General features: G+C 65.5%; 21 protein-coding genes and 2 pseudogenes. 6 read left to right on the top strand and 17 right to left on the bottom strand.

Annotated elements, in window-relative coordinates; translation table 11 throughout:
• The 3 genes from R2C4_RS20510 to R2C4_RS20500 form a co-directional block, all read left to right on the top strand.
• Positions 1 to 182, top strand: a 182-nt coding sequence (locus R2C4_RS20510; protein ID WP_338034739.1) for an ATP-binding protein, incomplete at its 5' end; no start/stop codon positions are given.
• 110 nt (positions 183 to 292) lie between these two features.
• A complete protein-coding gene (locus R2C4_RS20505; RefSeq protein WP_141892176.1) occupies positions 293 to 1138 on the top strand; it encodes a universal stress protein in 846 nt (281 codons plus the stop codon).
• 35 nt (positions 1139 to 1173) lie between these two features.
• Positions 1174 to 1986 (top strand): formate/nitrite transporter family protein, encoded by an 813-nt coding sequence (locus R2C4_RS20500; RefSeq protein WP_141892175.1) that lies wholly within the window; start codon positions 1174 to 1176, stop codon positions 1984 to 1986.
• 7 nt (positions 1987 to 1993) lie between these two features.
• Here the strand turns inward: R2C4_RS20500 and R2C4_RS20495 are convergent, their stop codons facing one another.
• The 11 genes and pseudogenes from R2C4_RS20495 to R2C4_RS20445 all read right to left on the bottom strand — a co-directional run bounded on the left by R2C4_RS20495 (position 1994) and on the right by R2C4_RS20445 (position 14906).
• A complete protein-coding gene (locus R2C4_RS20495) occupies positions 1994 to 2572 on the bottom strand; it encodes an NAD(P)H-dependent oxidoreductase (RefSeq protein WP_141892174.1) in 579 nt (192 codons plus the stop codon).
• Complete coding sequence (locus R2C4_RS20490) at positions 2569 to 3720, bottom strand: site-2 protease family protein (RefSeq protein WP_058285646.1); 1152 nt, start codon at positions 3718 to 3720, stop codon at positions 2569 to 2571. The genes R2C4_RS20495 and R2C4_RS20490 overlap by 4 nt, the downstream gene beginning before the upstream one ends.
• Before the next feature lie 61 nt (positions 3721 to 3781).
• Positions 3782 to 4495: a VIT1/CCC1 transporter family protein gene (locus tag R2C4_RS20485; protein ID WP_141892177.1), complete on the bottom strand. Its 714-nt coding sequence runs from the start codon at positions 4493 to 4495 to the stop codon at positions 3782 to 3784.
• Positions 4496 to 5157: 662 nt separating this feature from the next.
• Positions 5158 to 6198 carry an IS110 family RNA-guided transposase gene (locus R2C4_RS20480; RefSeq protein ID WP_141891960.1) on the bottom strand — a complete coding sequence of 347 codons (1041 nt, stop codon included), beginning with the start codon at positions 6196 to 6198 and terminating at the stop codon, positions 5158 to 5160.
• Positions 6199 to 6528: 330 nt separating this feature from the next.
• Positions 6529 to 7881, bottom strand: coding sequence for an NAD(P)/FAD-dependent oxidoreductase (locus tag R2C4_RS20475; RefSeq protein WP_141892173.1), 1353 nt, complete (start codon positions 7879 to 7881; stop codon positions 6529 to 6531).
• A 26-nt stretch (positions 7882 to 7907) separates the two neighbouring features.
• Positions 7908 to 9334: pseudogene (locus R2C4_RS20470) on the bottom strand (aldehyde dehydrogenase family protein).
• 29 nt (positions 9335 to 9363) lie between these two features.
• Entirely contained in the window at positions 9364 to 10185 is an 822-nt protein-coding gene (locus tag R2C4_RS20465) for an ABC transporter permease (protein WP_141892172.1), read from the bottom strand.
• Positions 10182 to 11084 (bottom strand): ABC transporter permease subunit, encoded by a 903-nt coding sequence (locus R2C4_RS20460; protein WP_141892171.1) that lies wholly within the window; start codon positions 11082 to 11084, stop codon positions 10182 to 10184. The genes R2C4_RS20465 and R2C4_RS20460 overlap by 4 nt, the downstream gene beginning before the upstream one ends.
• Before the next feature lie 10 nt (positions 11085 to 11094).
• On the bottom strand, positions 11095 to 12258 hold the full coding sequence (locus R2C4_RS20455; protein ID WP_141892170.1) for an ABC transporter ATP-binding protein: 1164 nt from the start codon (positions 12256 to 12258) through the stop codon (positions 11095 to 11097).
• 92 nt (positions 12259 to 12350) lie between these two features.
• A complete protein-coding gene (locus R2C4_RS20450) occupies positions 12351 to 13442 on the bottom strand; it encodes an extracellular solute-binding protein (protein ID WP_141892169.1) in 1092 nt (363 codons plus the stop codon).
• 51 nt (positions 13443 to 13493) lie between these two features.
• The gene (locus R2C4_RS20445; protein ID WP_141892168.1) at positions 13494 to 14906 is read right to left on the bottom strand and encodes an aminotransferase; all 1413 of its coding nucleotides are present in this window, start codon (positions 14904 to 14906) and stop codon (positions 13494 to 13496) included.
• Between the two features lie 191 nt (positions 14907 to 15097).
• On the opposite strand from R2C4_RS20445, the gene R2C4_RS20440 reads away from it, so the two are divergent.
• A complete protein-coding gene (locus tag R2C4_RS20440) occupies positions 15098 to 15703 on the top strand; it encodes a TetR/AcrR family transcriptional regulator (protein WP_158509257.1) in 606 nt (201 codons plus the stop codon).
• Between the two features lie 1171 nt (positions 15704 to 16874).
• Here R2C4_RS20440 and R2C4_RS20430 read toward each other — a convergent pair.
• The 3 genes from R2C4_RS20430 to R2C4_RS20420 are packed head-to-tail and all read right to left on the bottom strand — an operon-like array spanning position 16875 to position 21149.
• Positions 16875 to 18077: an efflux RND transporter periplasmic adaptor subunit gene (locus R2C4_RS20430; RefSeq protein ID WP_141892167.1), complete on the bottom strand. Its 1203-nt coding sequence runs from the start codon at positions 18075 to 18077 to the stop codon at positions 16875 to 16877.
• 3 nt (positions 18078 to 18080) lie between these two features.
• Positions 18081 to 20438: an ABC transporter permease gene (locus R2C4_RS20425; protein WP_141892166.1), complete on the bottom strand. Its 2358-nt coding sequence runs from the start codon at positions 20436 to 20438 to the stop codon at positions 18081 to 18083.
• A gap of 3 nt (positions 20439 to 20441) precedes the next feature.
• Positions 20442 to 21149, bottom strand: coding sequence for an ABC transporter ATP-binding protein (locus R2C4_RS20420; protein ID WP_008558589.1), 708 nt, complete (start codon positions 21147 to 21149; stop codon positions 20442 to 20444).
• Positions 21150 to 21291: 142 nt separating this feature from the next.
• Between R2C4_RS20420 and R2C4_RS20415 the strand changes: the two genes are divergently transcribed.
• Positions 21292 to 21834 carry a MarR family winged helix-turn-helix transcriptional regulator gene (locus R2C4_RS20415; protein WP_141892165.1) on the top strand — a complete coding sequence of 181 codons (543 nt, stop codon included), beginning with the start codon at positions 21292 to 21294 and terminating at the stop codon, positions 21832 to 21834.
• Positions 21831 to 22526, top strand: coding sequence for an MOSC domain-containing protein (locus R2C4_RS20410; protein WP_141892164.1), 696 nt, complete (start codon positions 21831 to 21833; stop codon positions 22524 to 22526). The genes R2C4_RS20415 and R2C4_RS20410 overlap by 4 nt, the downstream gene beginning before the upstream one ends.
• A gap of 45 nt (positions 22527 to 22571) precedes the next feature.
• Here R2C4_RS20410 and R2C4_RS20405 read toward each other — a convergent pair whose 3' ends face one another.
• The 3 genes and pseudogenes from R2C4_RS20405 to R2C4_RS20395 all read right to left on the bottom strand — a co-directional run bounded on the left by R2C4_RS20405 (position 22572) and on the right by R2C4_RS20395 (position 26094).
• Positions 22572 to 23945 carry an aspartate aminotransferase family protein gene (locus R2C4_RS20405; RefSeq protein WP_141892163.1) on the bottom strand — a complete coding sequence of 458 codons (1374 nt, stop codon included), beginning with the start codon at positions 23943 to 23945 and terminating at the stop codon, positions 22572 to 22574.
• Between the two features lie 79 nt (positions 23946 to 24024).
• Complete coding sequence (locus R2C4_RS20400) at positions 24025 to 25500, bottom strand: NAD-dependent succinate-semialdehyde dehydrogenase (RefSeq protein WP_141892162.1); 1476 nt, start codon at positions 25498 to 25500, stop codon at positions 24025 to 24027.
• A 115-nt stretch (positions 25501 to 25615) separates the two neighbouring features.
• Positions 25616 to 26094 (bottom strand): annotated as a pseudogene (locus tag R2C4_RS20395) (Lrp/AsnC family transcriptional regulator).
• Positions 26095 to 26129: the final 35 nt, after the last annotated feature.

The raw sequence follows: 26129 nt of genomic DNA, 5'->3' as shown, positions 1-26129 counted from the left end.
CCGCCGCCGAAATCACGGAGGTGATCGCCCCGTTCCGCCGCGGCGATAACACGCGGGCCATCGACGGCTTCGGGCTGGGGCTGACGATTGCGGCCACCGTTGCCGAACAGCACGGCGGGCGGCTCTACTTCGAGGACGGCCGCCGCGGCCTGCGCGCCTGCCTTGAGATCTGCCGCAACTGACCGCGCCCGGACGCATTGATCAGGATCATGGGCATCCGCCGCAGGGACTGGTTTAATGGTCGAAGCGGCACATCCGGCGTCTGCCGCGCTGACCGGAGAGGAGGCCCGCCATGCACCGCAGAACGTTGCTCTTTGCAATCAGCAGCAGCACCAGCGACACCGCCATCACCGCCGCCGCCGAGGCCGCCCGCGAACAGCAGGCGCATCTGGCCTGCCTGCTGCTCAGGACGCTGCCCGGCATGCCCCATTTCGCCTATGGCGCCTCTGCCTACGGCGTGATGGCGGTGCCGGATGAATGGCTGGAAACCCTGCAAAGCTGCCGCACCGCCCAGGCCGCCCGCGCGGCAGAGGTGGAGGCGCTGCTGTCGCGCAGCAACACCGCGGGCGACGTGCAGTATGCGACCGGCAGCGACGCGGACATCCGGCTGCTGGCCGCCCGCCGGGCGCTTTCCTGCGACATTGCCGAGGCCGCGGACGGCCTGCGCGAGGATCCGGAGGTGTTCCGCGATGCGGTGCACGGCATCCTGTTCGGCGCGCCGGTGCCGCTGATGGTGAACGGCAGCCCCCTGGCCCCGCGCAAACGCATCTTCCTGGCCTGGAACAGCAGCCTGTCCGCCGCCCGCGCGGCCCATGCCGCCCTGCCCTATTTCAAGGTCGCGGAAGAGGTGGTGATCGGCTGCTTCGACCCGGACATGAGCGACACGCGCGACGGCGAGGACCCCGGCGCGGACATGGCCGCCTGGCTCAGCCACCACGGCTGCACCGTCACCCTGTCGCAATTTCCCAGCGGCGGCCGCGATACCGGCTCCGCCATTCAGGACCGCGCGCGCGAGGCCGGCGCGGATCTGGCGGTGATGGGCGCCTACGGCCATTCCCGCCTGCGCCAGGCGGTGTTCGGCGGCACCACCCGCAGCCTGCTGGAGCAGACCGCCCTGCCGGTCCTGTTTGCCCATTGACCCGCAGCCGCCGCCCAGCCGCAAGGGAGCAGCCGATGACGGACCCCGCCGCGTTCAATGCCTATAAACCCGCTGAAATCGCCGCACTGGTGGAAACCGCCGGCGTTGCCAAGGCGCGGCTGCCGCTGCCGCAGATGTTTGTGCTGGCGATGCTGGCGGGCGCCTTCATCGGCTTTGGCGCCGCCGCCTATACCACTGCGATGACCGGCGCGGACAGCGCGTCAGGCCCGGTGCGGGTGCTGGGCGGCGCGGTGTTCTCGCTGGGCCTCATTCTGGTGGTGGTGGGCGGCGCCGAGCTGTTCACCGGCAACGTGCTGATGGTGATCGCCGCGGTGGACCGCAAGATCCGGCTCAGGCGGCTGTGGCGCAGCTGGGCCATCGTCTATGCCGGCAACCTTGCAGGCGCCGCAGGCCTCGCCGCCGCCTTTGCCTTCACCGGCCTGCTGGACGGCCCGGCGGGCGCCACCGCCGCCCGTATCGCCGAGGCGAAATCCGCCCTTTCCCCGGTGGAGGCCTTTCTGCGCGGCGCCCTGTGCAACGGGCTGGTGTGCCTGGCGGTCTGGCTCTCCTTCGCGGCCCGCACGGCGGCGGGCAAGATCCTTGCGGTGCTCTGGCCGATCACCGCCTTTGTGCTCCTGGGGCTGGAGCATTCGGTGGCCAACATGTTCTTCTTCCCGCAGGGCTGGGCCGCCGGTGCCGATGTTTCCCTCCATGCCGCTGCGGCCAATCTGTTCTGGGTGACGCTGGGCAATATCGCGGGCGGCGCCGGCGGGGTCGCCTTTGCCTACTGGTTCGCCTATCTGGGCCGCACCGCCCCGGCGGCCGGCAAGGCGCAGCGCAAGCGGTGACGCCCGCTCAGCGGGCCGCGGCCCCGTCGCTTGCGGCCTCCGCCAGATAGGCCACCCGCCTTTCCGCCCGCTTGTCGTCGACCATGCCGCAAACCGTCCAGCGGACCGGCCTGATGCCGCAGAACTTCAGGATGTTGCGTTCGAAACTGCGCAGCGAATGGGCAAAGTAGAACCAGCGGTAGAAAGCGGACGGCATCCCCATGGTGACGATGATCCGCGCGCTCTTCCCCTTCAGCTTGGGGTGCCAGCCCTTATCTCCGACGGTAAAGGCGAACTGCTCGCGGAACACCTGTTCCAGCCAGGCCTTCAGCAGCGCGGGCATGGTGCCCAGCCACAGCGGATAGACAAACACCAGGTGATCCGCTGCTGCCACCGCCTGCTGGCCGCGGGCAACATAGTCCGGCAGTTCTTCCGCTTGCCATTCTGCGCGGCTGCGCAGGCAGGTAACGCCGCTGGCGGCCACCTCGATGACCTCCACTTCATGGCCCGCGTCCCTGGCGCCCTTGGCATAGCTCTGCGCCAGCGCGTGGCAGAAATGCGCCTGGCTGCTGTCCGGGTGGCCCTGAATGATCAGTATCCGTGTCATGTGTTCTCCCCCTTGCCGCCCATCCGCCGCACCTCCTGCAGCAAGGCTATGTATCCGGTAAGGTCCGTCAGGGTGATCACCCCCAGCAGGCGGCCCTTGTCGGTGACCAGAAACTTGCGCCGCCCGGTCTCCGAGATCTTCCGCATCAGCGCATCGGCCTGCATCTGAGGCGCGACCGAGTTGCTGCCGTCGGGCGGCTGATAGACCTCCTCCACCGGAGTCTGCGCCCACCGCTCCTGCGGCACCCGCGCTAGGTCCTGGGTGTCGGTGCAGCCCAGCAGCACGCCCTGCTGCACCACCGGCACAAAGCTCTTGCGCTCGGGCAGCAGCACTTGGTTCGCCAGCGCCTGCAGGCTGATCTCCGGGCCCACGGTCACCGGATCGCGGGTCATCAGGTCGGCCACGGTCTTGCCCTTGAAGGCGGCGGTTTGCAGCTGATGGGCATAGGTGCCCTTGGCCGCCGACAGCACAAAGACCCCGATCAGCACCTGCCACAGCGCCGCCACCGGATTGCCGGAGAACAACCCAAGCAGCCCGTAGAGAATAAGCGCATAGGCAAAATAGCTGCTGATCCGGGTGGCGGTCCGGGTCGCCGCCAGCAGGTCGCGGCTGCGGCTCCACAGCCAGGCCCGCAGGATGCGGCCGCCGTCCAGCGGAAAGGCCGGCACCAGGTTGAACACCGCCAGCACCAGGTTGATCAGCGCCAGATAGCCCAGCACCGGGTTCAGCGCCCCGCCCGGCACCAGCGCCCAGCCGATCTGCGCCAGCAGCCAGAAGCCAAAGGCCAGCGCAAAGCTCATCAGCGGCCCGGCGATGGCAATCCAGAATTCGCTGACGGCGGTCTTGGGTTCCGAGCCCAGCTCTGCCACGCCGCCGAAGATGAACAGGGTGATGCCCTTGATCTCCACCCCGAACCGCCGCGCCACCACGGAATGCGACATCTCGTGCAGGATCAGCGAGGCAAAGAAGCCGAGCATCGCCAGAACCGCCAGCAGCAGGTAAACCGCCTGCCCCGCCCCGGGATAGGACATCGGAAAGAACTGCGTGGCCAGGCTCCAGGTGATCAGCGCCGCGATCAGCAGCCAGCTGGGGTCGACCTTGATGTCAAACCCCTGCAGCCGCGCGATCCTGACTGCGTTTGAGAACATGAAACTCCCCCCTCCTGCCGCAATTAATAGCGCTGCCGCGCCGATCCCCCATTGATCCGGCTCAACCCCGGAACAGGCTGCCCGCGCCATAGGCCAGCGCCGCCGCGCAGGAGCCGATCAGCAGCGTTTCCAGCCCCGAAATCCACCAGGGCGACAGCGACCAGATGCTTTTGCTGGCGCCGATGGCAAAAAACACCAGCCCCGTCGCCGCCGAGGCCAGCAGGAACGGGTCCGGCAGTCCCAGGATGAACGGCAGCAGCGGCACGATCCCGGCCAGCATGAAGGCCAGAAACGTGGTCAGCGCCGCCGCCACCGGGTTGGGCTCCGCAGGCCCCAGCCCGTATTCGCTGGCCAGCATCAGCGAAATCCACTTCTCGGGCTTGGCCGCCACCGCCTTCACCGCGCCCTCCAGCACCCCGCCGCTCAGGCCCAGCTCCTGCAGAATCTGGCGCAGCTCCTCGCGCTCGCCCTCCGGATAGTCGCGGATATGGCTTTGCTCCACCCGGTACAGCCGCCGCCGGTCGTCCAGATCCGCCTTGGTCCCCAGGTAATTGGCGGCGGCCATCGAAAAGCCGTCCGCCAGCACATTGGCAATCCCCAGCGCGATGATCACTGACGAGTTAAACCCCGCCCCCTCGACCCCCGCCGCAATGGCAAAGGTCGTCACCGCGCCGTCGATGCCGCCGTAAACCGCATCCCGCAGCCGCCCCTCCTTCCTGCTGCCTTGCAGGCGGCGGGCGATCTCTTCCCTGCTGTGCCCGTGTTCCGCTTTCATGGCCCCATGATCCGCCAAGCGGGCCCCCGCCGCCTTGAGCGAGGTCAAGCCGTTGCCGCTGTGCGGCGCCGCATAGTTTTCCATCAAGGCTCCGCCAAGCCTTTGATTTTGTGCCAGCGGAGAACTCACGCTCGCACCAGTCTTTCCTGTTGCGACCCATAGGTTTTCCATCGACGGAAGCAGACTTTCATGTCCCGGGCAGCGAAAGCCTGGACCTGTCGCGGAATTCCTCGGTCGGCCGTGATGCCATCTGTGTTCGCCTTTGCGACACGATACGTGGTCAAAGGAGCGGCACAATCCCGCGACAGGTCCAATTCTGAAATCACGAACTCGCGCAGCACCGGCCAAAGTGAAAATTCGCTGCGAACTGCTTCAAAGGCGGCGAACTGCGCATTTTGCCTGCGGCAATCCATAGGAAGGGCGGAAAGCGGCTCTCTGTTTGCGGGATCGTCAAGTGCGGGTTCTATTGCCGTTCGGGGTCCTGGTTCTCTACGAAGTCGGTGTTTCCGCTTCCTGATGGCGTCCGGGAGCTGACCAGCCAGAATGTCATTCGCGAAGTGAGCGTCACGCTCCTTCAGCCGCTTTTGACTGGCTTGATCCGCCGCCGTCCCGAAGGACACTGAACCCGCCCTGTCTCTTGTGGGCGGGATCTCAGTTGGTTGTCAGGTGATAAGTTCCTTTCCCGGTTCAAAGACTGTCTGGTCGCGCCAGATGCACATCATGACGACAGCGAGCTTTCGGGATGCCGCCACTGCGGCTTTCTTGAAGCCCTTCCGATCTTGCAGCCTCTTGGCCCAAGCGCGCAGCTGTGATGGCTTTCTGACCTGGGTGATTAAGGTGGTGGCCGCGGAGTAGAGCAGTCTTCGCAGATCACGATCTCCGCATTTTGATATCCGGCCGGACCAGTCCATGTCTCCAGATTGGTGCCGCCGCGGCGTGAGGCCGAGAAAGGCGCCGACGTCCCTCGATCTCCGGAAACGCTCCGCATTGTCGAGGGTAGCGATAAAGGACAGCGCGACGACAGGCCCAACCCCCGGGACGGTCATGAGGCGGCGGGCAAGGCCGCTTTCGCGTGCGATGAGCCTGAGATCTTCATCCATCGCTTCCGCGGCCGCGCACAGGGTTCTGTGGATCGGAATGAACATGTCAGCCATCACGCCGAGCGCCGGGTCGGTCTGGCCTGCCCCGGCGAGTTGGTCGCGGAAGCCCTGCCGCAGGTTTGCACGGCCTACTGAACCCATGCAGACCCCAAAAACCTTCAGCACGCCTCGAACATGCGCTTCAAGGTCCTTGCGCATCCTGATCAGGCGCTCCCGTGCGCCAATGAGCACGCGAACCCGCTCCGACGCCTCGCTTCTGATGTGAACCCGGCTGAACCAGCCGGTGCGGGCCAGATGCGCCAGCCCTTCGGCATCACCGGTATCGGACTTGTTGATCCGCCAAGACAGCGCCTTGTGCGCCAGGCGGGCATCAATGCAGATGATCGGAAGGCCGCGTTTCTCCAGCTCGCGGGTGAGCCAGATGGCCAGGATGCCACTCTCATGCACCACCCGCTCGGGCTTGGCGGAATGTTCGAAAATAAACGATGCAATCTCGTTCGGATCCGAACTGGTTTCGCCGCGCGCCAGCACCTCGCCATCTTCATCGACAACACAGATCGACACGGATTTGACGGACACGTCCAGACCAACATAATGCAACATGGTCGTTCTCCTTCACGGCTGGTTTTTGCTGAGGCCGATCTTATCGGACCTCGTTCGCCCTGGGAGAGCGGCCGCCGCAAACACACCATGTCATTCGCTGAAATCGCAAATGCACTGGTGGACAGCTGTCTGAGCGGACATTCGTAATAAGCAATGGTTGCGATGCTCTGTGCGGTCAACAATTCATGCAGCTCTCCGCACCGCCGCTCCTGAAGCCAGTGTTCGACAGACTTAACAATTTGAGGCGAAACAAGAACTGAGCGCCGGTTTTACTTGGCTCGTTGCCTCAAGGGTTGGGGAGCATTGTCAATTGAGGGAAACTGAAACCTCCTAATGCAGATCCATGACACCGTAGCAGGTGTACGCTAGGGGCAGGCAATGGCGGCGCAACCTTGGGATGGGGAAGGCTGCAGGTTTGTCCTGCATAAGCTGAGGCATGGGGGAGCTGCAGGGCCTACCGGCCGCAAGCCCTGCCAGCAACCGCCCGGTATAGGTTGCCAGGGCCACTCCTCCGCCGTGATAGCCGAACCCGGTCCAGGCGCGCTGCCAGTCTCCGATCTGACCGGCATAAGGCGTCAGGCCGCGGGTCAGGCAGACCAGACCGCTCCAGTGATGCGCGGTTTCCGCATGTGCCAGAGCCGGGAACATCGTCTCAAAGTTGCGGCGGATCTGGCGCTGCATCCGCTGCGTGGAGCCGGGGGTGATGTTGCTGGTGCCGCGCATCCCGAACAGCACCCGGTTGTCCGGCAGCAGGCGGAAGTAGTGCAGCAAGTTGCGGGTGTCATAGGCGATGCGGCGGGTGGTCCAGCCCTGGGCCTGTTTCTCTACCTCCGTCAGCGGCCGAGTCACCATGATATGCGAGACCACCGGCAAATAGCGCCCGCGCAGCCAGTCCGGCAGGTTGTCGCTGCTGTAGCCATTGCTGGCGATGATCAGCCGGTCCGCTGTGATGCGGCCCGACGGTGTTTCAATGATATAGGTGCCGCCGGGCTGCTCCTGCACCGACAGCGCCGGGGTATGGCCGTGGATCACGGCGCCGGCCTGCTGTGCCAGGCGGGCCAGGCCGGCCGCGTATTTGCCCGGGTTCAGGCCAAAGCCTAGGGGCAGCAGAAACCCGCCGTGGAACCTGCCGCTATTCAGGCCCGCCTGGCGCATTTCCTCAGCTGAAAGCACCTGGCAGTTCACCCCGGCATAGCGGCCGAGACCTGCCGCCATCTCCGGCAGGGCGCGGGCCGCGCGGGCATTGTGGGCAAGGCAGTATTCGCCGTCTTCCTGCACATCGGCCGCGATGCCGCCGGTGGAAGTCAGATCGCGAACCAGTGCGATGGCCTCTTTCTGGGCGCTGTAGAAGGCTCGCAGATCCTCCTCGCCGAAACGGCCGATGATGGCGCTGTCGCCCAGCTTGGCGCCGCCGAAACCGCAAAAGCCGGCATTGCGCCCCGAGGCGCCCCAGCCGGGCTGGGCGGCGTCGATCACCAGCGGCGCCTCGCCATGGTCACGGGCCAGATGCAGCGCGGCACTGAGGCCGGTGTAGCCCGCGCCGATGATGGCCACGCCCGTGCGCCGGTCGCCGTCCAGCGCCGGATAGGCAGGGGCAGCGGGCAGCGTGGCGTTCCAGTAGCTGCCCACGGGGGCCTTGGTGTCATAGGCGTGGGCGTTGTAGATGCGGCGGAGGGTTTTCATGGCGCTGGTCCGTTCCGGCAGCCCCGTCAGGGTGCTGCAATCACCTTGGTTTCGAGGAATTCGAGAATGCCTTCGCGGCCGCCCTCGCGCCCGATCCCCGACATCTTGACCCCACCGAAGGGGGAGCCCGCAGCAAGGAAGGCGCCATTCACATTGACCATGCCGGATTGCAACGCACGGGCAACCCGCGCCGCACGGGCGCTGTCGCCGGTCTGCACGTAGGCTGACAGGCCGTAGGGTGTGTCATTGGCGATCGCGATGGCCTCCTCTTCGCTGTCGAAGGGGATCATCACCAGCACCGGGCCGAAAATCTCCTCCTGCGCGATACGCATGGCGTTGTCCGCATCGGCAAAGATGGTGGGTCGGGCATAATAGCCGGTCTCGAACCCTTCCGGCCTGCCCGGCCCGCCGGCCACCAGCCGCGCGCCTTCGGCGATGCCCGCCTCGATCATCTCCTGCACGCGGGCATACTGCTGCGCGTTGGACAGCGGCCCCATGTGATCGCCAGGCTCCACCGGGTCGCCGACGGTCAATTGCGCGCATTTTGCCTGCGCCAGCTCGACCGCGCGGCCATAGACGCTGCGCTCGACCAGCATCCGGGTGGCGGCGTCGCAGCTTTGGCCGGTGTTGATGAAACAGGCCTCCACCCTTCGGAGATGGCGGTGTCCAGATCGCAGTCGGCAAACACCAGGTTCGGGGATTTGCCGCCAAGCTCCAATGCAACCTTCTTGACGGTTTCCGCTGCATCGCGGGTTACCGCAACACCGCCGCGGGTGGAGCCGGTGAAGGACATCAGGGCGACATCCGGGTGGCGTGACAGCGCAGCACCTGCCACCGGGCCTTCGCCGTGGACCAGGTTGAAAACGCCCGCGGGCACGCCGGCCTCGTGCAGCACCTCGGTATAGAGGATCGCCGACAGCGGTGTCAGCTCGGAGGGTTTCAGCACCATTGTGCAGCCGGCGGCCAGGGCAGGGCCGACCTTCAGCACGATCTGGTTGATCGGCCAGTTCCAGGGGGTGATCAGCCCGCAGACACCAGTCGGCATCCGCACTAGCGTGTCGCCGTTGGGCAGGGTTTCCTCGAAATCGAGCGCCTTCAGATCGGCAATGATGGCCTCCAGATGGTCGATGCCGACCTGCGCCTGCATCTCGCGCGACATGGTGATCGGGGCGCCCATTTCCAGCGAGATGGCTTTTGCGAAATCATCCACGCGGGCGGTGTAGACCTCCAGCACGTGTTCAAGGAGCGCAATGCGGTCCTTGCGGCTGGTGGCGGCAAAGCCGGGCAGCGCGGCCTTGGCTGCGGCCACGGCGGCATCAACGCCTGCTTCGCTGCCAAGCGCCAGGCGGCCAAGGGACTGTTCGGTGGCCGGGTTGATCACCTCCGCCGAGGCGCTGCCGCGGGGGGCGGTCCAGCGGCCGCCGATGTAGAACTGGGACATGTTGTACTGCATTGCCGTATCCATTGAGGTTTGAGAGCGAGTCATGCGGCGGCGGCGGCCGCGCGGTGGTCCTGCTGCCGGCGCCGCTCCTGCCGCCGGTTGGTCAGCGAGGCGGCGATGACGCCAAGGGTGACGATGCCGATCAGCATGGACGAGAGCGCATTGATCTCGGGCGAGACGCCCAGCCGGACCGAGGAATAGAGCTTCATCGGCAGGGTGGTGGAGCCGGGGCCGGAGGTGAAGGTGGCGATCACCAGGTCGTCGAGCGACAGAGTGAAAGAGAGCAGCCAGGCCGAGATCACCGCGGGCGCGATCACTGGCAACGTCACTTGGCGGAAGGCCGAGAACGGCGTGCAGCCCAGATCCAGCGCCGCATCCTCCAGCGACCGGTCGAAGCTGGCCAGCCGGGAAGAGACCACCACCGAGGCATAGCACATGGCAAAGGTCGCGTGGGCTATGGTGATGGTCCAGAAGCCGCGGTCGAGGCCGATGGCGACGAACAGCAAGAGGAGCGACAGGCCGGTCACCACCTCGGGCATCACCAAGGGCGCATAGATCATGCCGGAGAACAGCGTGCGGCCCGGAAAGCGGCCCATACGCACCATGACAACTGCGCTGAGCGTGCCCAGCACCGTGGCCAGCGTGGCCGAGACAAAGGCGATGCGCAGGGTGATCCAGGCGGCCGCCAGATAAGCCTCGTTGTTCAGCACGATGCCGTACCATTTGGTGCTGAAGCCGCCCCAGACGGCGACCAGGCGGGAGTCGTTGAAGGAGTAGATCACCACCAGCAAGAGCGGCAGGTAGAGGAAGGCCAAGCCAAAGGTCAGCGAGGTCAGGTTGAACATGTTGAAGCGGCGGATCATCCCAGTTCCTCCTGATGTTTCTGCTGATGGCGCTGGAACAGCACGATAGGCACGATCAGGATGGTCAGCAGCACGATGGCCACCGCCGCCGCCACGCCCCAGTCGCGGTTGGAGAAGAACTCGAGCCACAGGGTCTTGCCGATCATCAGCGTGCCGGAGCCGCCCAAGAGGTCGGGGATCACAAATTCGCCGATCGCCGGGATGAAGACCAGGAAGCAGCCCGCAACCACTCCCGGCAGCGACAGCGGCAGGGTGATCTGGCGGAAGGCGGCAAAGGCACCGCAGCCGAGGTCTTCGGCGGCTTCCAGGAGCCGGCCGTCGATCCGTTCCAGCGAGGCATAAAGCGGCAGTATCATGAACGGCAGGTAGGAATAGACGATGCCGACATAGACCGCGATTTCGGTGTGCATGATCGCCAGCGGCTGATCAATGAGGCCGAGCTTCATCAGGGTGAGGTTCAGGAAACCCTCGTTCTTGAGGATGCCGATCCAGGCGTAAATGCGGATAAGGAAGCTGGTCCAGAACGGCAGGATCACCAGCAGCAGCAGCGTCTTGCGCCACTCTTGCGGTGCCTTCGCCATGGCATAGGCCACCGGATAGCCGATCATCAGGCAAAGCAGAGTTGCAATGGCGGCGACCTTCACGCTGTTGAGATAGGCCTTGAGGTAGATGCCGTCCTCGGCCAGCCAGAGGAAGTTCTCGAAGTCCAGCGCCGCGAAGGCCGCGCGCAGGCCTGCCAGCCCCTCATCAAGGCTGAAGGTGGGGGCATAGGGCGGGCTGGCCGTGACCGAGTCCGACAGTGCGATCTTGATGACGATCAGGAAGGGCACCAGGAAGAATAGCCCCAGCCACAGATAGGGCAGAAGGATTAGCAGGCGGCGCGGGGCGGATGTGCTCATGGTCCGGCCCTCACGCGTCGACCAGCACGCAAGCGCCCGCGCGCCAGCTGAGCCAGACCCGGTTGTTCCAGTCAATTTCACGGCGCGAGGTCAGGAGCCGGTTGGCCTCTTGCGCGCGGATCAGCTGGCCGCCGTCGAGCCGCACCAGGAAGGTGGAGGCGCTGCCGGTATAGGAGATTTCCTCCACCGTGCCCTCAAACCTGTTCACGTTGGGGGCTTCTGCTGGCTGGTCCTTGGTGACGTGGATCTTCTCGGGGCGCAGCACCAGCGTCTTGCGGGCGCCGGGTGTCAGCACATCCTCGGGCTGCGGGCGGATTGCCAGCCGGGTTCCGCTGTCCCAGCGGGCCAGTGCCAGCTCGCCGTCCATGCCCGCAAGCTCGACGTTGATCAGGTTCACGTTGCCAATGAAATCAGCGACATAGCTTGAGGCCGGGTGTTCATAAATCCGTGCGGGCGTGTCGGTTTGCAGCAGCTTGCCCGCCTTCATCACCGCGATGCGGGAGGAAACGGTCATCGCCTCGTCCTGATCGTGGGTCACGATGATGAAGGTGAGGCCCAGCCGGTCCTGCACGTCCATCAGCTGGAACTGGGTCTCTTCGCGCAGTTTCTTGTCGAGCGCGCCCAGCGGCTCGTCCAGCAGCAGAACCTTGGGTTTTTTAGCCAGCGAGCGTGCCAGCGCCACCCGCTGCATCTGCCCGCCGGACAGCTGGTGCGGCTTGCGGTCCGCGAAGTCTTCGAGTTGCACCAGTGCCAGCATCTCGTCGACGCGGTCCTGGATATCACTTTTCTTCCAGCGCTCCTGTTTCAGGCCAAAGCCGATGTTCTTGGCCACCGACATATGCGGAAACAACGCGTAAGACTGGAACATCATGTTCACCGGGCGCCGGTTGGCGGGGATGCCGGTCAGGTCCTGACCGTCCAAGAGGATGCGGCCCGAGGTCACTTCCTCAAACCCGGCCAGCAGCCGCATCATTGTGGTCTTGCCGCAGCCGGAGGGGCCGAGAAGCGAGAAGAACTCGCGCTCCTGGATGTCCAGGTTCAGGTCCGAGATCGCGGTGAAGCTGCCAAAGGTCTTGGTCACATTCTCGAAGCGGATCAAGGGGGTGCGGTCCGGCGTCAGCGCACTGACGGGTTCGGCCTGGGCGGCGGTACTGGCCGGATCATGGAAATTCATTGTTGCAGGTTCCCCTGTTGCAGGTGCCTGCCGCTGCATGAGCGGGCGCCGCGGCAGGCAAGACAGGTGCGGCCTTGAAGCCGCGCCAAAGCTCATTGGCCGGTGCGGACCTTGGACCAGGTGCGGGTGTATAGACGCTCCGTCTTGCGGTCTTGCAGCACCGGGGTGGTCAGCATCTCCATGGTCGCCTCGGTCGGATAGACGGCGGGATTGCCGGTCAGCTCCGGGTCGATTTCTGCCTGGGCGGTGAGGTTGGCACTGCCGTAGCGGATGAAGTTGGCGTTCTGCGCCGACACCGAAGGCTGCAGCAGGTAGTTCAGGAAGGCATGGGCCTCTTCCACGTTCCTGGCATCGGCCAGGATGGCGAGGCCGTCAAAGTCCAGCAGCGTGCCTTCTTCCGGAATGATGTATTCCAGATTAACGCCATTGTTGGCCTCCTTGGCGCCATCGGCGGCCCAATAGGCGTCGCCGCTCCAGGTCAGGCCGAGGCAGGCATCGCCATCGGACAGCGCGCCGATCATGGCGTCAGTGGAAATCTGGGCGATGTTGCCCCGGATCGCACCGATATGCGCCCCGGCGGCGGTGATCTGATCCTTGTTGCTGGTGTTCGGGTCCTGCCCCATGTCGATCAGCGCGGCGCCGATCACGTCTATGGGCGAGTCCACGATCATCACGCTGCAATCGGCCAGCTTGCCTGAGATCTCCGGGTCAAACAGCAGATCCCAGGACCTGGGGTGGTCGTCGCCCAGCCGCTCTGCAAGCTTGCCGGTGTTATAGGCAATGCCGAATGTCCACCAGTTGTAGGGCACCAGGTATTCGTTGCCGGGATCGAAGGTTTCGATCAGTCCGGCGATCTTGGGCCAGACGTGCTGCAGGTTGGGGATCTTGGATTTGTCGATCTTCTGCAGCACCCCGGCCGAGATCAGCCGCGCGGTGCCGGTGGAGGAGGGAACGATGATGTCATAGCCGGAGCTGCCCGCCAGAACCTTGGTTTCCAGCATCGCGTTTGAATCATAGGTGTCATAGGTGACGTCGATCCCGGTCTCAACCTCGAACGCCTCGATGATCGCTGGATCTAGATAGTCGCTCCAGTTGTAGATCACCAGTTCACCCTCAGCCGCCGCGGCGGCGCCCCAGATGGCGGCTGTTCCGGCCATCAGGCCAGTTCTCAGCTTGGATTTCATGGTTCCCTCCCGTGTTGGGTTTCTGTTTGCTTCTCTTTTGGGATGCGGGCCTTAGGCCCGCTCCTGTTCCAGTTCGAGCCCCTGTTCCAGCAACTCCCGGGTGGCGCGCTGGACGCCTTCGGTCAGCATGTCGAACATGTCGTCGATCTGCGCTTCGGTGATCACCAGCGGCGGCGAGAAGATCGCCATGTTGCCATAGGGGCGGACCATCAGGCCCAGTTCCTGGCAGCGGGCGTCGATCACCGCGCCGATGGTGGCGTCGATCCCGGCGCTGGCTTGGCCCTCACGGGTCAGCGAGCATTCGATGCAGCCCACCAGCCCCATGCCGCGCACATCCACGATCAGCGGCAGCTCCAGCATCTGATGCAGGCGCTTCTGGAAGTGCGGCGTCACCTTGCGGACATGCTCCAGAATGCCGTCGCGCTCGAAGATCTCGATGTTCTTGAGGCCCGCGGCGGCGCAGACCGGATGGCCGGAATAGGTGTAGCCGCTGGTGAAATAGACATCCTTGGAAACATCGCCCTCGATGTCCTTGAACAGCCGGTCCGAGAAGATCGCCGCCCCCATCGGCGCATAGCCCGAGGTCAGCCCCTTGGCGCAGGTGATGATGTCCGGGGTGATGCCGAACAGCTCTTCGGAGGCGAACCAGTGGCCAAGGCGGCCAAATCCGGTGACGACCTCGTCGGAGATGTACAGAACATCATGTTTGCGGCAGACCTCCAGGCAGCGCTTGTGGTAGCCCGCGGGCGGCACGATCACGCCGCCGGAGCCCAGCACCGGTTCGGCAATGAAAGCGGCGGCATTGTCCGCGCCCAGCTCCAGGATGGCGTTTTCCAGGTCCGCCACTTTTTCGTCCAGGAAGGCTTCGATGCTCATGCCTGCGGGACGGCGGAAGGCGTTCACATCCGGCAGGAAATGGGGAAGGACCTGATCGGTGTCGAACCACTGGCGCTCGCTCGGCTTGCCGCTGAGCGAGGCGGTCAGATACGTGCCGCCGTGGTAGGCGTGCGCGCGGGTGATGATCCGCTTCTTGGCGGGCTTGCCCAGCAGGTTGTTGCGGAAGTGGACAAAGCGGATGGCGGTATCAACCGCAGTGGAGCCGCCGGTGGTGAAATAGACCCGGTTGAGGTCGCCCGGCGCCCGTTCGGCAATCGCGTGGGCAAATTCGGCGCTTACCGACGTGGCCTCGCTGAAGGGCGAGCAATAGGCCATCTTGCGGGCTTGTGCCGCCATCGCATCAGCAATCTCGGCGTTACCGTAGCCCAGCTGCATGCACCACATGCCGCCGGGGCCGTCGATCACCTTGTTGCCGTGCTCGTCGTAAACATAGATGCCTTCGGCATACTCGCTGAACGTCCTGTCGGCTTTTCCGGCGCCCTGAACTTCCAGCCCTTCCCACGGATGGAAGTAATTCTCCTTGTCCCAGGTTTTGAAGTTTTCGAAGTCGTTTCCAAGTTTGGTCATCTCGGCCCTCTGTCCGGAGTTGCTGTTTTCATGAATGTACGTTCATACATTAGACGTAAGTGAATGATCGTTCATTGTCGATGGAAATCTGTTGCAATCGCGGGCAAGGTGCTGGAAAGGCAGCGGGCCAGTCGGGAGAATGAGGGGGCGGGCAAATGACAAGTGCCGAAGATACAAGGAAAAAGCGGAAGGTGGACAAGGACCTGCACCGGGAGGTCCTGCTGGACGCCACTGCCAGCGTGATCCTGCGGCACGGCGTGAGCGGCGCAACAATCAGCCGTATCCAGGAGGAATCCGGCCTGTCGCGCGGCATGATCAACCTGCATTTCCAGTCGAAAGACAACTTGATTCGCGAACTCGCGATACACATGACGCGGGAGTACAATGCGGCGTGGCAGAACTTCACCAGCCAAGCACCAGAAGAGGTGAGCACCCCGGAACATGCCGCAGCCCGCCTTCAAGCGCTGTTTGAAACGGATTTTTCGGAAGCAGTTCTGAACAAGCGCAGCGCCCGGCTGACCTTTGCTTTCCGCGCGGAACCTGAATTGCAGGCGCTTGGAACCGGCTATACCGAAACCCGCGGAACCGACCTGCATGACCATGTGCGCAACTGCTGCCATGTGCTGTGTAAGGCTTGCGGCACCCAGGGTGATCCCGAGAAAGTCGCGATGGCTATCATGTCACTGCTGGAAGGGTTGTGGACCGACTTTCACGCCCACCCCGATGAATTCAGCAGGGGAAATGCGGTGGAAATCTGCCAAACCACCGCCCGCGCCTTCTTCCCGGGATACTTCTGAACAGTAAGCACGGGTGGGCCGCCATCTTTTGCAAAGGGGCAGTAAAAGCGAGATTCCCAGGCGCAATATTGGTGACCAAACGCCTGTCATAATGAAAAAAACCTCTGCAACGGAAACTTCGAAGATGTCCACTTTGCAGAAGTTGCATTTCCGAAAACCCGTGGGTGTTGATGTCTGGCTTGGGTCGGTACTACTTCGGCCAAAGGCGGCATTGCGTGTTTCCTGCCAGTTCATATCTCGCGCTGTATTCAGTAATTTGGGCTCAGACCGGCCCAATACTCTGCGGCGCTTCCCAAAGAACAAACAACCGGACAACGGCCATTCAAACCGCCGGTAAGGTTCAGGTGTCAGCGCGGTGCTGATGTCTGGGCATGGCGGGAGGACTGAACGAGCACCTGTTCGCCAACCTGCTCCACGCCCGGGTGTCAATCGGCACGGAACTTTGACCCCCTGTAGGCATCCAAAATTGACCCCCCCCTGTTTGACGTGCGGCTGGCTGGCCCGATGCGGCGCAGTCTCCACACAGCGAAGCCGTATCTGGGTCTGCATCAATGATTGGGCGCACCCGCTCGTCAAAGGATGCCTGATCTGCCCGCGGCGGCAATCGATGCCCGAAGATACGGAACAGCCCGCGGATCTCGTTCGCCAAGTCGATAAACTTCCGCTGGACTGCCTTGCGGCTGCTGAAGATCTCACCGTCTGCTTTCCTCCTGGCCTTTCTGCCGAATTTCGAAAGTGATCGCGGACGAGACCGCGATCGCTTGCAAAGATGTCAGCCGCGCCTCCGCTCCGCTCTATAACGCGCCTGGCATTTTCCGTTTGATTGGTCCGCCTGCCATCCGGCCGGCAATCTGAACACGGCTTCTGATGCAGCTCGCGCCTCAGCCTCCACGGAGAAATCCGGTTCCTCCCGCGCCAGGCGCGGCCCCCTCCCGATTTCACCGCTCCGGCGCATCCTGTCATTTCGCGGGTGTCAGATCACCGTCCGGCCGCAGTCCGGGCTGCGCCCACCCTGCTTTGCCCTCCGGAAGACACGAGGTCTTTCGAAGTCAAAATCAGGGAAAGCTTCGCCACTGGCGGAACAGGAGGCGCGAACGGGGATGTAGGAGACACGGAAAAAGGAAAGGGTCTGCCGCAAATGGTAAAGCTATGTGTCGCCCGGCAGCCGCCCTCAGCGCTCGGTGATCAGAACCCCGTCCGCGACCGCCTCGCCTGGGTGCAGGATCACCCGCTCGCCCGGCTCCAGCCCCTCCAGAACCTCAGCCACCTGGCCGTTGCGCCGCCCCAGCGTCAGCGGCCGCACCGCGGCGCGCCCGTCCGCCGCCACAAAGGCCGCCCAGCCGCCGCCGTCCCGGAACAGCGCGCTGACCGGGATCCGCAGCACGTCCTCCGCCTCCCACTCGATGATGCGGGCAAAGACCGAAAACCCCTCGCCTAGGCTGGTGCGCTGCGCCTTCGGCGTCACCAGGTCAAAGAACACATCCACCCGCTGCTCCTCGATCCCGAGCGCCGAAACCTTGGTGCGCGCCACCGGCTCGATCCGGTCCAGCACCGCCTCCAGCGGCCCAGGCCCGCCCCAGCGTTCGATGCTGGCGCGGGCGCCCGGCGCCAGCCGCACCGCGTCCGAGGACAAGAGATCGGCCACCAGCTCCAGATCCTGCGGATCGCCGATGGTGACCAGCAGATCGCCGGGCAGCACCGGGCGTTCGCTGATGGTGACCACAGACAGCACCACCCCGTCCGCCGGCGCGGTGATGCGGATGCAGCAGCTGTCCGGCACTTCCGCCCCCGCTTCGGGCAGGATCAGCGCCGCCTGCGCCCGCGCCAGGGTGCTTTGCGACATGTCCACCCTTGCGCTCGCCGCCTCCTCCCCGGCGGCGGCCACCGCCAGCCGCTGGGTGGCGTCCTCCAGCCGCGTCAGCGAGGCGACATTGCGCTCCGCCAGCGCCTTCACCCGCTCAAACTGGCTTTGCGCCAGAATGCGGTCCTCGATGGCCTTCTGCAGATCGGCGCGCGCCACATGCAGCGCCGCCTGCGCCTCCTGCAGCGTTGCCTGCGCCTGCGCCCGGGTGCGCGCATCCAGCAGATGCGGCCGGGCAGGCTCGACAATGGCGACCAGGGTTTCGCCCGCTGTCACCCGGTCCCCCGCCCGCACCGGCGAGCGGCGCGCGGTGCCCGCAATCGGCGCCGCCACCTCGAACAGGTCGCGGACCCGGGTTTCGCCATCGGCGTCAATGGTGATCTCCATCCGGCCGCGCGTCACCTCATGCAGGTCCACCGCGGCCGGCTCCTCCCGCAGCGCCACATAGAGCAGCGCCGCCAGCACACCGCCGCCGGTCACGTACAAAAGCAGGCTGCGCAGGTTCGCAATCATCTCTCACTCCCTGGTTTTCATCACCGCCACAAGGTCCATCCGGTCCAGCCGCCGCCGCACGATCAGCACCGAGCACAGCGCCGCCGCCAGCACGATCAGGCTGGCGCTGGCAAAGGCCGCAGGCTCCAGTACCAGCGGTATCGTGTAAACGTCGCTGGAAAAGTTCTCCACCGCCAGCCGCGCGATCGCCGCACCGATCAGCCAGCCCGGCGGCTGCGCCAGGAGCGCCAGCAGCATCATCTCCCCCGCCAGGATGAAGGAGACCTCGCGGCGCGAGAACCCCAGGATGCGCAGGCTGGCCAGCTCGCGGGCACGTTCCGACAGCTGGATGCGGGCGCCATTGTAGGCAACGCCGATGGTGATCAGCACCGCAATGGTGATGTAGACCATGTTCATCACAATCACCTGCTGCGCGATGACCTCCCGGAACGACCGGCGCATGTCGGTCATCACAGGCACCCCGGCCACTGCGGGCAGCGCCTTGAGACGGGTGAACAGCGCGTCCTGCCGGCTGGGGTCGATGGCAATGCTGGCAGCCGAATACTGCGGCGCCTGCCGGAACAACGCGTTCAGGCTGGCATGATCCATATAGGCGCCCAGCCCGAAATACTGCTTGACCGTGCCCGTCACCGGCAGCTGCCGGGTCTCGCGCCGGCCGCTGGTGAACTGCACCTCCACCAGCGTTCCGGGCACCGCGCCCAGCTGCTCCGCCAGCCGCTCGCTCAGCAGGATGCCGCCGGGGCCCGCGTTTGCCACACTGCCGTCGCTGGCCACCACCCGGCTTAGATCCGGGTCCGGCACCCGCGCCTCGATCGTCACCCGCTTCATCCGCGGCCCGTGCCGCAGGATGGCCGCCGCATACTGCTGCCCCTCCGCCTGCAGAACACCGGGCAGGGCGCGGATCTCCTCCAGCACGCTTTCCGGCTGATCCTCGGTGAACATCACCACCGCATCCTGCCGGTTGCTCTGGTAAAACGCCGTGTCCATGATCTCGTCCAGCGCATCCGCAAAGAAGGACGAGGCCACCACAGATGCCACCGCCAGCGCCAGCCCCAGCCCGGTCATCGCGCTGCGCAAGGGCCAGCGCAGCAGGCTGCGCAGGATCATGACGGCAGGCTGTGACAGCCGCAGCTGCCGCATCAGCCGGTCCGCCGCCGAATGCTTGAACCGCGGCGGCGCGGGCGGCTGCATCGCCACCGCCGGCGCCAGCCGCGCCGCCCGCAGCGCCGCGCGCGCCGCCCCTGCGGTGGTGGTCAGCAGCGCCGCCAGCGCCGACAGCGCATAGGCCCAGGGCGACACCCGGTAGATCAGGAACGGAAAGTCAAAGTAGAAGGCATACTGGCGGGCCAGCAGCTGCGCCAGCCAGGTGCCCGCGGCCCAGCCGATCGCAATCCCCGCCAGCGCCACCAGCGCCGCCAGCATCAGATAGTGCAGGCAGACCTCCGCATCGGAATAGCCCACCGCCTTCAGCAGGCCGATCTCGCTGCGCTCCAGCGCCACGATCCGGCCCATCACCATGCTGACCAGAAATGCCGAGATGCCAAAAAAGATCGGCGGCAGCACCATCGCGGTGCCCTTCATCTGGCTGATCTCCGCATCGACAATCGCGTGCGAGCCGTGCTGCGCCCGCCCCACGGCGCCCTGTCCGCCATAGGGCTCCAGCAGCTGATCCAGCCGCGCGATCACCTCCTCTTCCTGCACCCCGCGCGCGGTCTTCAGCGTCAGGTCATTGAAGGCGCCCGCCATGTCATAGGCGGCCTCCGCCTCCTCCCGCCGCATCCAGATGATGCCAAAGGACAGGTTATCGGGCATCAGCGCGCCCGGGCCCAGCGTATAGATGAACTCCGGCGACAGCGCGGTGCCGGTCACCGTCAGCCGCCGCTGCTGGCCGTTCAGATTGGCCCGGAAATGATCCCCCGGCTGCAGCCCGTTAGCCAGCGCGAAGGGCGCGTTCACTGCAACCTCCCCCGGCAGCTGCGGCCAGTGGCCGCTGCGCAGCACCGGCAGGTTCAGCTGCGGCGGGCCGCTCTCCGGCAGCGACAGGATGCGCCCCACCGCGCCCTTGGCCCGTCCCGGCATGTCGAGGTTGGCATAGCCGCTGACCCGCGCCTCCAGCGCCAGAACCCCCTCCACCGCGGCAATCTCCGGCAGCAGGCTGACCGGCGCGCGGCGCGCCATGGCAAAGACATCGGCAAAGCGGTTGCGCCCGTAATAGGCCTCCTGCGTGCCCTGCAGCGCCTGATACATGCCCACCGCCGTCAGCAGGATCGCCACCCCGCAGGCCAGCACCATGGCAATCGCCAGCGCCTGCACCCAGAGCCGTTTGAAATCCCGCAGCAGCTTCCGGTCCAGTGCCTGCATGGCTCACCAGCTGATGTCGGCGGGCGCCAGCCGCGTGGTGTTTTCCTGGATGCGGCTGATCCGCCCGTCCTGGAAGTAGATCACCCGGTGGGCGATCTTCTGGATGTCGGCGTTGTGGGTGATCACCACCGTTGCGGTGCCGAAATCGCGGTTGATCTGGTGCAGCGCCTCCAGCACCTGAATGCCGGTCTTGCTGTCCAGCGCGCCGGTCGGCTCGTCGCACAGCAGCACCCCGGGGCGCTTGGCAATGGCGCGGGCAATCGCCACCCGCTGCTGCTCGCCGCCCGACATCTCCGCCGGGAAGTGGTCCATCCGGTGGCCCAGCCCCACCAGCTCCAGCGCCTCGGCGGCAGGCATCGGATCGCGCGCCACATCCGTGACCAGCTGCACGTTCTCGCGCGCGGTCAGGCTGGGCACCAGATTGTAGAACTGAAAGATGAAGCCGACATGGTCGCGCCGGTAGCGGGTCAGCTCCCGGTCCCGCATCGCCGTCAGCTCCAGATCGCGGAACCAGACCCGCCCGTCCGTCACATGATCCAGCCCGCCCAGGATATTCAGCAGCGTCGACTTGCCGCTGCCGGAGGGGCCAAGCAGCACCGCCAGCTCGCCGCCGGGCAGCTCCAGATCGACACCCGCCAGCGCATGCACCTTGGCGCCGCCGGTGTCATAGACCTTGGTCACACCCTTCATGGTAAAGACGGGATCCGCCACAGCCGCCCTCCTTTCGCGGCGATACTGCCACAGGCGGCTGCGGCGCGGAAATGATCTGCCTCAACCTTTCCGGCAGGCGCCGCCGGGCCGCGCCTGCGCCGGGCGGCTTGCGCAATTCATTTCGACTCGCTATCTATTGCGGATGGACCAGACCGCCCGCATCCCCGAGCTGATCAGCCGCCTCGCCCGCCTCGACGCCGGCGAAAGCTGGGCGGCAGAGCTGAACCCGGCGCAGCGGGCCGCGCTGGACTATCTCTCCCGCGCCAACCGGTTTTCCCGCAGCCCCTCGCACGTGGCCGCCTATCTTGGCAGCACCCGCGGCACCGTCTCGCAAACGCTCAAGGCACTGGCGCAGAAGGGCTATGTGGAGGAGGAGCGCTCCGACACCGACAAGCGGGTGATCCGCTTTGCCCTGACCGCACAGGGCGAGCAGGCCACCGCCCTGCCCCGTGCCCTGGCAGACGCCGCGGCGGCCCTGCCCCCGGCGGACCGGACCGCGCTGCAGGCGGCACTGGAACAGATCCTGGGCCGCATGATTGCACAGAACGGAGGCCAGCCCTTCGGCCTTTGCCGCGCCTGCAAGCATTTCGCGCCGGACGGCCCGGGCGGCTTCTGCCGCCTGCTGGCGGAGCCGCTGTCGCCCGAAGACACCCGCAAGATCTGCCACGAACAGGTGCCCGCATGACCCCAACGCCCCCCGCGTCCCGCATCGCCGGGCTGTTCCTCGGCTCGGTCGCCGAGCGCTGGCCCGGCCGCCCGCCCTCCGCCATCGCCAAGACCCGCGCGGACGGTCTGCAGCAGATCACCGAACTGGGCTTCACCGGCGACGCCCAGGCCGATCCGCAAAACCACGGCGGCCCGGACAAGGCGATCCACCAGTATCCCTCGGACCACTATCCGCAGTGGATCGCCGAGGGCCAGATTCCGGAGGGCACCGTCCCCGCCGCCTTTGGCGAAAACATCGCGGCGCTGGGGATGACAGAGACTAATCTCTGCATCGGCGACATCCTGCGGCTGGGCACGGCGGTGGTGCAGATCAGCCAGGGCCGCCAGCCCTGCTGGAAGGTCAGCCAGCACACCGGCAACCCCAAGATGGCCTATCTGTTCCAGAAAACCGGCCGCACCGGCTGGTACTATCGCGTTCTTGAAACGGGCCAGGCCGAAGCCGGCAGCGCCATCACCCTGATCGAACGCCTGCACCCGGACTGGAGCGTCGGACGCGTCACCCGCCTCCGCCTCAGCCGCAAGGCCACACCGCAGGAAGCTGCGGCGCTGGCGCAGCTGCCCGAACTGGCCGAGGGCTGGCGCCAGGCCTTTGCCCGCATGGCAGAGGGCGACACGGCAGAGGACACCAGCGCCCGGCTGCTCGGCAGCTGATCCGCGCCCCGGCGCAAGCCGGGACGCAGCCCTGTTGCGGCAGGGTCAGCCCAGCACGGCCCCGACCGCCCGCACGGTGGCCGCAACCACCTGATCGGCCTCGGCCCGCGTCAGGCAGAACGGCGGCGCAAAGCCCAGGATATCGCCCTGCGGCATGGCCCGCGCGATCACCTTGTCCTGCTCCAGCAGCTTGGCCGAGATCTGCGGCCCGATCTTGTCGGCGGCATCAAAGAACGTGCGGCTCTCCTTATCCTTCACGAACTCCACCGCGCACAGCATCCCCTCGCCGCGCACGTCGCCCACATGGGCATGGCCCGCCAGCGCCTCTGCCATGGTGGCATTCAAATAGGCCCCCACCTCACCGGCATTGCTGACAAGGTTCAGCTCATCGATCAGCTTGAGGTTCGCAACCCCCGCCGCCGCCCCGATCGGGTGCGCCGAATAGGTCCAGCCGTGGCCGATAGGGCCGTTCTCGTCGGTGCCCTGCTCCAGCACCTTCCACACCTTGTCCGAGACGATAGAGCCACTGAGCGGCGCATAGGCCGAGGTGAGGCCCTTGGCGATGGTGATGATATCCGCCTCGATCCCGTAATGGTCCGAGCCGAACATGGAGCCGAGACGCCCGAAGCCGGTGACAACCTCATCGGCTACCAGCAGAATGTCATGCTTCCTCAGCACGGCCTGAATGGCCTCCCAGTACCCCGCAGGCGGCGGCACGATGCCGCCGGTGCCCAGCACCGGCTCGCCAATGAAGGCCGCGATGGTGTCCGCGCCCTCGCGCTCGATCAGCGCTTCCAGCTCGGCGGCGCAATGGGCCACGAACTGTTCCTCGCTCTGGTCCAGATCCGCACGGCGGTAATAGTAAGGCGCCTCGGTGTGAATGACCTGGTCCACCGGCAGATCGAACTTCTTGTGGAACAGCTCCAGCCCGGTCAGCGAGCCGGTAACCAGCCCGGACCCGTGGTAGCCGCGCCAGCGCGAGATGATCTTCTTCTTTTCAGGACGCCCCAGGATGTTGTTGTAATACCAGATCAGCTTCACGTTGGTCTCATTCGCGTCCGAGCCGCCGAGGCCGAAATAGACCTTGGACATATTCGCTGGCGCCCGGTCCAGGATCATCTTGGCCAGCGTGATCGAGGCTTCGGTGCCATGCCCGACATAGGAATGGTAATAGGCCAGCTCCCGCGCCTGATCTGCGATGGCCTCGGCAATCTCCTGGCGGCCATAGCCCGCGTTCACGCAGTAAAGCCCGGCAAAGGCATCCAGCAGCTTGTTGCCGTCGCGGTCCTCGATGAACACGCCGGAGGCGGTCCTGATGACCCGGTTCGGGCTTTCGCCGCGGACGTGCTGGGCCAGATGGGTGGAGGGGTGAAAGAAGTTCTCGCGGTCCCACTGGTCAAGCTGGTCGTTCTTCAGCATCGGATTTTCCTTCCATTTGCGTTCTGCGGCCAAGAATTTTCAAAAATTCTTGGCAAAAATCTTCGAAGATTTTTGTCTGTCACGCCCAGTCGCGGCAGACATATTTGACCTCGGTGAACTCCTCCATGCCCAGCCGCGCGCCTTCGCGGCCCAGGCCGGACTGTTTGGTGCCGCCGAACGGGATCGGCGCGCCGGTCACCTTGGTGCGGTTCACCGCCACCATGCCGTATTGCAGCGCCCGGCTCAGCCGGTAGATGCGCCGCGGATCGTGGCTGTGGACATAGGCCACCAGCCCGTATTCGCTGTCATTGGCGCGCGCCACCACCTCCTCCTCGGTGTCAAAGGGGGTGATAGGGGCAACCGGGCCAAAGGTCTCCTCCGACATGATCAGCGCCTCCGCCGGCACATCGGTCAGCACCGTCGGTTCATAGAAAAGCGGCCCCAGCGGATGCCGCCTGCCGCCGCAGGCCAGCGTTGCGCCCTTGGCCAGCGCGTCCGCCACATGCGCCTCCTGCTTCTGCACCGCCTTTTCATTCATCAGCGGGCCGAGGTCGCAATCCTCCATCCCCCGGCCGAGGGTCAGCGCCTGCGCGGCCTTGGTGAACCTGGTGCAGAACTCGGCATATACGGCCCGTTCTACAAAAATCCGGTTGGCGCCCAGGCAATCCTGCCCGGAGGTGGCGAATTTCGCCTTGATGGTTTCGCTGACAGCCTTGTCCAGATCGCAGCCCTTGAAGACGATCACCGGCGCATGGCCGCCCAGCTCCATCACCAGCCGCTTCACGGTGCCGGCGGACTGGCGGTACAACAGCCTGCCCACTTCGGTGGAGCCGGTGAAGGACAGCGCCCGCACCCGCGAGTCAGCGGTCCAGGGCTCCACCACGGTGGCGGCCTTGCCCGTCACCACGTTGAACACCCCCGGCGGAAAGCCCGCGCGCTCTGCCAGCTCCGCCAGCGCCAGCGCGCTGAACGGCGTCTCGCCCGACGGATGCGCCACCACGGTGCAGCCCGCGGCCAGCGCGGCGGCAGCCTTGCGGGTCAGCATCGCCGAGGGGAAGTTCCACGGCGTGATCAGCGCCGCCACCCCCACCGGCTCGCGCCACAGCTCGACCTCGGCGTCCGGCAGATGGCTGGTCACGCCTTCGATATTCGGGCGCTTGGCCTCCTCGGCATAGAACTCCACAAAGGCCGCGCCGTAGTCGATCTCGCCGCGCGCCTCCGACAGCGGCTTGCCCTGCTCCAGCACCATGATGCGGGCGAGGTCTTCCTTGTGTTCCAGCTGCAGCTCATACCAGCGCCGCAGAATGGCCGCGCGCTGTTGCGGCAGCAGCCCTGCCCAACCCGCAAACGCCGCCTGCGCCGCATCCACCGCGGCAGAGGAATCCTCTGCCGTCAGGCTCGCCACATGGCCCAGTTCGGTGCAATCGGCCGGGTCGCTGACCGGAAAGGTCTCGCCATTGCCCGCAGCGCGCCACTTGCCGCCGATGTAGGAAAAAGAGCGCACCAGAGCCTTGTCGGCAATGTCCGCACGGGCAGAGAGAGCGGTCTCTGTCATGATTGTCCTCCTCACGTCTTGCAGAGGAGTGTGCCTGTCCGCAGCAGAGGAAGTGACTGAAGTTCAGGCGCGCCGCAGAAGAAACCGCTGCCAGACAGGTGCTTTGGCGCGGGGTTCACCCCTGCCCCAGCAGAACATCCAGCGGCGGCGCGCCCGCGCCCTTCACCGGCTTCGTCACCACATAGGTGAAATAGCGGCTGAGGCCGATGCGGGCGTCCAGCATCTCGTCGATCAGCCGCTGATAGGCGTCGATGTCGCGGGTGACGATCTGCAAGAGGTAGTCGAACCCGCCCCCCAGCGCCCAGCAGGCGGTGACCTCGTCATAGCGCTGCATCGCCGCCTCAAACGCGCGGAAACTGGCGGCGGTGTGGTCGGCGATTTCCGCCGCGACAAACACCGTCACATGCGGCGCCAGCTTGCGCAGGTTGATGCGGGCGCCGTAGCCCTCGATCAGCCCCGCCTGCTCCAGCTTCTTTAGCCGGTCCCAGCAGGGCGTCGGCGACAGGCCGATCCGGTCGGCCAGCGCGGCCTTGTGATGCGCCCCTCGGTCGAGAGCACGCGCAGAATGTCGAGGTCGCGCTGATCCAGTTGCATGCCGTCCGCCCTATCAGCCGCCGCAGACGCGACAA

This window comes from Leisingera aquaemixtae (assembly GCF_006740765.1).
Taxonomy (GTDB): Bacteria; Pseudomonadota; Alphaproteobacteria; order Rhodobacterales; family Rhodobacteraceae; genus Leisingera; species Leisingera aquaemixtae.
This window is presented reverse-complemented; position numbering and strand designations above follow the sequence as displayed.

Coding starts and splice junctions, on each gene's coding strand:
- R2C4_RS20430 (WP_141892167.1), bottom strand. CDS start 18,077: ATGATTGCGAACCTGCGCAGCCTGCTTTTGTACGTGACCGGCGGCGGT.
- R2C4_RS20495 (WP_141892174.1), bottom strand. CDS start 2,572: ATGACACGGATACTGATCATTCAGGGCCACCCGGACAGCAGCCAGGCG.
- R2C4_RS20455 (WP_141892170.1), bottom strand. CDS start 12,258: ATGAATTTCCATGATCCGGCCAGTACCGCCGCCCAGGCCGAACCCGTC.
- R2C4_RS20425 (WP_141892166.1), bottom strand. CDS start 20,438: ATGCAGGCACTGGACCGGAAGCTGCTGCGGGATTTCAAACGGCTCTGG.
- R2C4_RS20465 (WP_141892172.1), bottom strand. CDS start 10,185: ATGATCCGCCGCTTCAACATGTTCAACCTGACCTCGCTGACCTTTGGC.
- R2C4_RS20475 (WP_141892173.1), bottom strand. CDS start 7,881: ATGAAAACCCTCCGCCGCATCTACAACGCCCACGCCTATGACACCAAG.
- R2C4_RS20450 (WP_141892169.1), bottom strand. CDS start 13,442: ATGAAATCCAAGCTGAGAACTGGCCTGATGGCCGGAACAGCCGCCATC.
- R2C4_RS20480 (WP_141891960.1), bottom strand. CDS start 6,198: ATGTTGCATTATGTTGGTCTGGACGTGTCCGTCAAATCCGTGTCGATC.
- R2C4_RS20445 (WP_141892168.1), bottom strand. CDS start 14,906: ATGACCAAACTTGGAAACGACTTCGAAAACTTCAAAACCTGGGACAAG.
- R2C4_RS20500 (WP_141892175.1), top strand. CDS start 1,174: ATGACGGACCCCGCCGCGTTCAATGCCTATAAACCCGCTGAAATCGCC.
- R2C4_RS20415 (WP_141892165.1), top strand. CDS start 21,292: ATGGACCAGACCGCCCGCATCCCCGAGCTGATCAGCCGCCTCGCCCGC.
- R2C4_RS20410 (WP_141892164.1), top strand. CDS start 21,831: ATGACCCCAACGCCCCCCGCGTCCCGCATCGCCGGGCTGTTCCTCGGC.
- R2C4_RS20505 (WP_141892176.1), top strand. CDS start 293: ATGCACCGCAGAACGTTGCTCTTTGCAATCAGCAGCAGCACCAGCGAC.
- R2C4_RS20460 (WP_141892171.1), bottom strand. CDS start 11,084: ATGAGCACATCCGCCCCGCGCCGCCTGCTAATCCTTCTGCCCTATCTG.
- R2C4_RS20485 (WP_141892177.1), bottom strand. CDS start 4,495: ATGAAAGCGGAACACGGGCACAGCAGGGAAGAGATCGCCCGCCGCCTG.
- R2C4_RS20405 (WP_141892163.1), bottom strand. CDS start 23,945: ATGCTGAAGAACGACCAGCTTGACCAGTGGGACCGCGAGAACTTCTTT.
- R2C4_RS20400 (WP_141892162.1), bottom strand. CDS start 25,500: ATGACAGAGACCGCTCTCTCTGCCCGTGCGGACATTGCCGACAAGGCT.
- R2C4_RS20490 (WP_058285646.1), bottom strand. CDS start 3,720: ATGTTCTCAAACGCAGTCAGGATCGCGCGGCTGCAGGGGTTTGACATC.